The organism is Janthinobacterium sp. CG_23.3, from assembly GCF_046115965.1.
Lineage (GTDB): Bacteria > Pseudomonadota > Gammaproteobacteria > Burkholderiales > Burkholderiaceae_D > Janthinobacterium.
Map to the genome: position 1 here is coordinate 1 of NZ_JBJXIB010000180.1, position 8,125 is coordinate 8,125.

An 8,125-nucleotide genomic window follows, 5' to 3' on the forward strand; every position below is an offset into this window, starting at 1 on the left:
TGTTTGAAGAACGTCTCAACTTTTTTTCTCCTCCTTTCGCCCCTTCCCCTTTTTCGTTTTTTTTTCTTGTTTTTTCTCCTCCGCGTCGACCCCCCCCCCCCCCCCCCCCCCCCCGCCAAGGCGGCCGAGGCGCGCCGGATCCCCATGCAGCACCAGCAGTTGTTGCTGGCCCGCGGCCAGCGCCTGGTACAGCGCGGCCACGCCATCGGACGTCTCCAGCAGCGCCATGCCGGTCGAGCGCAGCATGGCCTGCTCCGTCACGGCGTCGAGCCGCATGCCGCCGTCGCGCCACAGCGGCCAGTTGACCGACAGGGTATGCCCGTGGCGCCGCTTCAACGCCACCAGGCCGTTGCGGTAGACGGCATAGGCGTCCATGAAGGCATTGGCTGCCGCGTAATCGGCCTGGCCGGCATTGCCGTAGGCGCCGGCCAGCGAGGAAAAGCAAACCAGATAGTCGAGCTTGATGTCTCGGGTGGCGTAATCGAGATTGACCAGCCCGTCCACTTTCGGCGCCAGTACCGCCTGCAGGTCCTGCGCTGTTTTCCGCAGAATGAAGCCGTCGCGCGTCACGCCGGCGCTGTGCAATATGCCGTCAATGCGGCCGTATTCGCGCACCACGCCGTCCACCAGCGCGCTCGCCGAGGCGGCATCGGCGATATCGCTGCGCTGGTAGACGACGCGCGCGCCCATCGCTTCCAATTCGGCCAGTTGCTGCCCGCGCTGCGCGTCAAGCGCCGAGCGCCCGGTCAGGATCAGGGTCGCGGCGGGCGCCTGGCGCGCGATGTCGCGCGCAAAGATCATGCCCAGCCCGCTTGCCCCGCCCGTAATCAGGTAGACGCCGCCCGCCTTCCATGGATGTCCCGCGACCGGCGCCGTCGCCAAGGGCACCCACCGCGCCACCTCGCGCGCAGCGGCCACATGGCGGATGCGGCGCTCGCTTGGACGCAGGCTGTTGTCGCGCAGTTGCCCGACAAGGCGCGCGGCGTCGTCCACCGCGTCCAGCGATATCAATTGGCCGATGAAGCCCGGGTTTTCCAATTGCGCGCTGTCGAGCAGCCCGGCCAGTCCCGCCAGCGCCTGCCCTTCGCCGTGCCCCGGCACGACGACCTGCAGCAGTTGCGCCCCGCCCGCCGCGGCCTCCAGCATGGCGCGAACCTGGCCGAAAACGGCCTGCGCGCACTGATTGAACGCGCCTGCGGCGCCGGCACCGGCATGCGGCGGCACCAGGCACTGCGCCCCAAGCTCGCTGGACAGGCGCTGCTGGTAGAGGCCATCGACGCTATCGAAGCCGCACAGCATCACCACATGCCGCGCATAGACGGGAGGTGCGGCCGCGGCGTCGGTGTGCGCCTGCCACTGCGCCTGCAGCAGCAGGGTAGCGGCGACCGTGCCGGCATCGGCGTCGGCGTCGGCTTCGCGCAGCGCCAGTCCTGACATGCGCACGCACAGCGCGCCCGTTTCGTCGAGCAAATCGATATCGAGCAGCGTGCCCGCATGCGCCGCGTCGGCTACGGCGCCGGGCCGGGCCAGCGCCCACATGGCGGGCGTGCAGCCGCGCAGGATGTCGATGCGCCGCAGCGCCGCCGGCAGCAGCAGTTGGCGGCAATCGGCCGCGCCGAAGGCGAAACTGGCCGCTGCCTGCAACGCCGCCTCCAGCAGCAGCGGATGCAATTGCTGCTGCGCCGCGTCCGCCAACGCCTCGGCCGGCAGAGCCAGTTGCGCCAGCATCAGCTGCTCGCCCAAGTACACGGCGCCGATCGCCCGCTGCGATGGCGCATAGCTCAGGCCGATGTCCTGAAGCCACTCATAACACTGTTGCGACGACAGCCGGGTATTGCCGCACTGGCTGCGCAGCGCTTCCAGGTCGGCGGTTTCCGGCGCCGCGCGCGGCACCATGCTGGCGCGGCCTTCGCAATACAGCAGTTGCTCGCCTTCCGCGGCCCCGTTGAACACTTCAAAGGCGACCTCGCCCGACTCTTCCTGGTACAGGGAAAGGTCGAGCTGAAGCGGGCTCGCCGTCTGTACCAGGCAGTGCGGCCAGCTCACGCCCGACAATCGCAGCATCGCGCTGTCCCGCTCCTGGTCGCCCGCAGCCAGGCCGTAGCCGGCGCGCGCCATTTCAAGGCAAACCGCGCCGCTCACGGCCTGGCGCTGCCGTATGCGGCGTTGCGCGGCATGGGCGGGGACAATGCTGCTGAAGCGCGGCCCGGTCCAGTCGGAGACATTGCGGTGCAGCAGCGGATGCAGCTGCGAGGCGGAGACGGCCGGTTTTTCCGCCTGCGCTGCCACCTGGGGAATCCAATAGCGTTCGCGCGCGAACGGGTAGGTGGGCAGGCTGATGCGGCGCGCCGGCGCGGCGCCCTGCAAACGCGCCCAATCGACTTCCTTGCCGCCGACCCAGGCATCGAGCACTCCCGCCGCCTCCGCGCGGAGCGTCCACGCGTCGGCCAGAACCTCCATCTGCGCCGGCGTGAGCGGCTCGGCACGGTGCTGTCCATGCCTGACCACGCCGCGGTGTACGCCCGCAATCGCTTGCGCGTCGTCCTGCGCGTCCAGCCAAGCCTTCAACTTGCCGGCCAGGCCGGCGTGGGAATCGGCCGCCACGGCCAGCCGTTCAGCCATGGCCTCGCGTCCCAGTTGCAGGGTGCAGGCGATATCGGCCAGATCGGCCCCGGCGCAGCAACCGCCCAGGGCTTCGTGCAGCAGGCGCACGACCTCGCGCAAGCCCCGCGCATCTTTCGCCGACAGGACAATCAGCGCGGCGCGCGGCGCGCCGGCCACCGCGTCGGCTACCGCGGCGGCGCGTGGCGCCTCCTCGATCACCAAGTGCGCATTCGAACCACCCGCGCCGAACGATGAAATGCCGGCGATGCGCGGCACCTCGGTCAGCGCGCCAGCCACGTCGATCCGCGGGCGCGGCCAAGCCGCCAGGCTTTGCTGCACGACGAACGGACTGGCGGCGAAATCGATGTGCGGATTGGGAATGGCCGAATGCAGCGACGGCGCCAGCTGGCCGTGCCGCATCTGCAACAGCACCTTGGTCAACGCGGCAATGCCGGCGGCGCTCTCGCAGTGGCCAATATTCGACTTGGCCGAACCGATCGCACAGAACTGGCGGTCCTGCGTGTGGCGGCGGAATACCCGGCTCAAGCCGGCGATTTCGATCGGATCGCCCAGCGAGGTGCCGGTGCCATGCGCTTCGACGTAGCTGATGCTGCGCGCGTCGATTCCGGCCTGGCGGATGGCGCGTTCAATCACATCGGCCTGGGAGCCCGGATTGGGCACCGTGTAACCATTTGCCTTGCCACCGTGGTTGACGGCCGTGCCCTTGATCACGCCATAGATCTGGTCGCCGTCCGCGATGGCCTTCGACAGCGGCTTGAGGAGCACCGCGCCGACGCCCTCGGCCGGCACGTAGCCGTCGCCGCCCTCGCCGAAACTCTCGCAACGGCCGCTGCTGGAGACGAATTTCCCCTGTCCCAGCAGCAGATACTTATTCGGATGCAGCGACAGGTTGACGCCACCGGCCAAGGCCAGCTCGCATTCGCCATGCTGCAGGCTCTGGCAGGCCAGGTGGATCGCCGTCAGCGACGACGAGCACATGGTGTTGATCGCCATGCTAGGGCCGTTGAAATTGCAGAAATACGAGACCCGGTTGGCAATAGACGAAGAGTTCGACGACAGTGCGACAGGCCGTCCGTGCGCCTGCTCCTGCGCGCCGTACAATTGATATTCCTCGTACATCACGCCGACGAAGACGCCGACATTGCCGCCCGCCTGGCGCGCCAGCGACTCGCGCGTATGGCCCGCGTCTTCCAGCGTCTCGTAGGCGCACTGTAGGAACAGGCGTTCCTGCGGGTCGATGTATTCGGCGTGCAGCGGTGGAATACTGAAGAACAGCGGGTCGAACTGGTCGACGCCATCGATGAAGCCGCCCCACTTGCTCGACGTTTTCCCGGGTGCGGACTTGTCGGCGTCGAAATACTGGCTGTGGTCCCAGCGGTCCTCGGGAATCTCGCTGATGCAATCGAGGCCGTCTTTCAGGTTTTGCCAGAATTCGCGCACGTTGCGCGCCTTCGGATAGCGTCCGGCCAGGCCGATGATGGCGACCGCTTCCAGTGCCAATCCGGCCTCCCCGGGGCGCGGCGCGGCCGCCGGCTGGGGCGCGGGAGCGGCCGCCGGCCGGGGTGCGGACGCCACCGGCTGCCAGGCATGATGACCGCTCAGATACTGCGCCGTTTCGTCGATGTTCGGGTATTCGAACAGCAGGGTGGGCGCCAGCGCGCCGCCGACGTGATCGTTGATGGCCCTCACCAGCTCCAGCATGTCGGCGGAACCGAGTCCCAGTTCATAATATCCGCTGCCGGTTGGAATGGCGTCGGCCGCGCGCTGCAGGCGGGCGCCGATCAAACCTTGCAGGAAGCCGGCAATGGCCGCCGCGTCGGCGGCGACGGGCGCGTCATTGGCGGCGACAGCGGTAGCGGCGGTGGCGGCGGGCGCAAGCTGCTCCGGCGCGCGGCGGGCGGGATCGATCAGGCCTGGCGAGCGGATAATCTTGTTGGCGCAGCCGCGCAACTGCGCAAGCTGGCGCCCGTCGGCGTCGTAAAATTCCATATCGATGCAGAGCAGTTCGCCCTTGTGATGCATGGAGGCGGCGGGAATGCGGGCCGTGCAGGCCGATTGCAGCAGGCCGCAAGCGCGGAAAGACTCGTAAAACAGCGGGATGCGCAGATTCGGCTCGGCTTGCTGGAACCCCGTCGTGGCGACGGCGCTGGCGTCCAGCAGCACCGGATGGAACATGGCGCCGCTGGCGCCGGGCGCCGCCTCGGCACCCAGCGCCACGTCGATCAGCAGCGCGTCGAGCGTCTGATGCGCGACGCCCGCCGCCTGCATGAAGTCAAGATGCACCAGCTCGCGCTGCCGGCACTGCGCGTAGATATCGCGCATATCGATGCTGCGGACGGCATCGCGGCGAGCCGCGGCGATATCCGGCGCGGCGCCAAAAACGACGGGCGCGCACGCATGCATCTCGGCAGTGGCATAACGCAGCGCGGCGCCCGGCCCCTCCGGCTGTCGCTCTATCGAAACGCTCCAATGGGCGTCGCTGCGCATGACGCAGTCGATGACCAGCAAGACCGTCTCGTCCGGCTGGACAATCAGCGGCTGGTAGATCGACAGGTTGCGCAGTTCCAGCTGGGTGTAATCGTAACCGTGTTCACGGAATAACTGATACAGCATGTCGATATAGGCCAGACCCGGCAACAAATGCTGGCCATGCACCAGATGGCCCTGGATCACCGGACGCTGCAAACTCATGGAGAACGTTGATTTCACATCTAACCTCATTGATAACGTGATAAGTGCGCGCCCGAGGGCGCGCCTGATAGTTTTCCCAGTGTCCTGAACCACGCAGTATCAGCTCGATTCTCGTCATATTTAATCCAGAGATCGATGACTCAGGACGCTAGCCTGCCGCTCAACGGCCCCATAAACTTTCCACCGGCGCCGCCGGCTGCTCGCCCGCGGCCGGCGGGCGGTGCAGGACCGGCGCCGGCGCGCCGGCGGCCGCACCGAATGGGCGGATGTCGATGCGGCGCAGCGCCGGCGGGGCCAGCGGCCGCCGGCCCGGCGCGCCCTCTTCGGCCGCAGCGGCCGCCGGCCAAGCCTCCAGGATCGCGTGGACATTGGTGCCGCCGTCGGCAAAGCTGTTGATGGCCGCGCTGCGCACGCCGGCGCCGCGCCAGGCGCTGGCGCTGCGGTTGAAATGGAACGGCGACGCCTGCATGTCGTAATGCCGCATCGGCTGCTGGCCCGACAGGAACGGCACGTCCAGCCCGTGATGCAGCATCAGCACCACCTTGATGAAGCTGGCGATGCCTTCCGCGCACAGCGGATGGCCGATGTTCGGCTTGATCGAACCGAGGCTGCACGGCGCGCCGTCCGCCGCGCGGTAGATCGCCTCGATCGCCTTCAACTCCAGCAGATCCGTCACTTCCGAGCCCGAACCGTTGACCTCGACATGGTCGATCTGCCCCGCGCGCTTGCCGCTGCGCTCCAGCGCCGCCTGCATCACCGCCTTTTGCGCCTGGAAACTCGGCGCCACCGGCCCCGCCGTGCGGCCGTCGTTGTTCACCGCCACCGCCTTGATGGTGGCGTAGATGCGGTCGCCGTCGCGCTGCGCCTGGTCGACGGTTTTCAGCAGCACCATGCCGACGCCCTCGCCCAGCACGGCGCCGCTGGCGCGGGCGTCGAAGATATGGAACTCGCGGCTCAGGATGTCGCGCTGTTCGAACACCTGGAACGGGCCGTCGGTATTCAGCAGGTTCACGCCGCCCACCACGGCGGACGTGATGTCGCCCGCGCGCAGCGCCTGGATGGCCATGTTCATGCCGACGAGGGCCGACGAGCAGGCGCTGTCGAGTACCAGGCTGGGGCCTTGCAGGTCGAAGAACTGCGAGACATTCGCCGCCAGGTAATTCTGCCCCACCGCCATCACGGGATTATTCGCCTTGCTGAACGCCTGGTCGTCGGGACGGTGCTGGCTGCGCCCGCCAAGATAGACGCCGATCGGTTGCCCCTTGATTTCTTGCAGGCTGTAGCCGGCATGGCAAAATAGATTGAGCGTTTCCTCCAGCACCAGCAGCGCCTGCTGGTCCATCGCCCGCACGTCCGCTTCCGACATCAAGAAGAAATCCGCATCGAAATGGGTCACGCTGGGCAGCAATCCGGCGTAGAACTCGCTCTCGTAGCCCCAGCGTTCCTTCGGCACCGGCGCGATCGCCGAGCGCCCCTCCACCAGCAAGCGCCAATACTGCTCCAGATTGTCCGCCCCCGGAAAACGGCAGGACAAGCCGATCACCGCGATGTCGAGCGGCGCCACGCCGGCCGGCCGCGGCGGCGCCGCGGCCGGCAGCGGCACCACTGCCGCCACTGGCTCCGGCAGCGGCAGCGGCAGCGGCAGCGGCAGCGGCACCGACGGTGCGGCGGGCAGCGCCTGGAACGCGGCGGACAGCGCCTCGCCGTGCTTGTTCAGCAGCCATTTGGCAAAGCCCGCAATGGTCGGATACTCGAACAGGATGGATGGATCGAGCTCGCCGCCCGTGCGCTGCGCCACCTGGCGTATCAGTTGCAGCAACAGCACCGAGTCCGCCCCGTATTCGAGGAAGGTGTTACCGGCGTCGATATGGACGGCGTCCATCTTCAGCGTCTCGGCCAGCAGGGCGATCAGCCACGCCTGTACCTGTGCCAATAGCGGCGACGCCGACCCGGACGGGTTGGCCGGCGCCGCCGCCGGCACGCCATGGCTACCCGCGACGGCGGCACGCTGGTGCAGCAGCAGCCCGCGCGGCTGCCACACTTCAGGATTGACGATGGCCGGAATAAGCACCCGTTCCGGGCGGCTGCGCAGCACATGGTCCAGCAGCGCCAGGCCCTCCGCGTCCGTGTGCGACAGCAGGCCGCTGCGCGCATACGCCGCGCTGCCGATTTCGCCGAAACCGGTCTCCTTCCAGCTCGGCCACTGGATGCTCACCAATGGGAAGCCCGCCGTTTGCGCCTCGGCCACATAATCCATGTACGCGTTGGCCATCGCATAATCGCTCTGCCCCGCCGCCAGCGCCGGCAGCAGCGCCGACACCGACGAAAACAGCACGCAGAACTGCGGCGCGTCCTGCGCCAGGCAGGCCAGCAGCACGTCCAGCCCCGCCACCTTCGGCTCAAGCACCCGCGCCACCGCCGCCAGCGACTTGCGCGCAAACACCGGCGTATCCGATTCGCCCAGGCCCGCCGCATGCAGCACCCCGGCGATCGGCCCCAGGCGCGCGCGCACCCCTTCCAGGCAGGCGCGCACCGCCGCCTCGTCCGACAGCGCCAGAGCCACCACCTCCACCTGCACGCCCTGCGCGCGCAAGCCCTCTATGGCGCGCATCTTGGCGGCCAGCGGACCGTTTTCGCGCTGGTGCTCGGCCCACTGCGCGGGGGCGGGAAACACATCGCGCCCGCTCAGCACCAGCCGCCGCACGCCGTAATGGCGCACCGCATGCTGCGCGCACAGGTAGCCGATGCCGCGCGTGCCGCCCGTCACCAGCAACACCTGGCCGGCGTCGAAACGCGGCAGTTCCTCCAG

2 protein-coding genes are annotated in these 8,125 nt (G+C 68.2%); both read right to left on the reverse strand.

From position 1 onward, the window contains the following. Positions 1 to 15: 15 nt before the first annotated feature. Positions 16 to 5,334, reverse strand: a complete 5,319-nt coding sequence (locus ACFDR9_RS25940; RefSeq protein ID WP_409032838.1) for an SDR family NAD(P)-dependent oxidoreductase — start codon at positions 5,332 to 5,334, stop codon at positions 16 to 18. Positions 5,335 to 5,476: 142 nt separating this feature from the next. Further along, positions 5,477 to 8,125, reverse strand: a 2,649-nt coding sequence (locus tag ACFDR9_RS25945; protein WP_409032839.1) for a type I polyketide synthase, incomplete at its 5' end; no start/stop codon positions are given.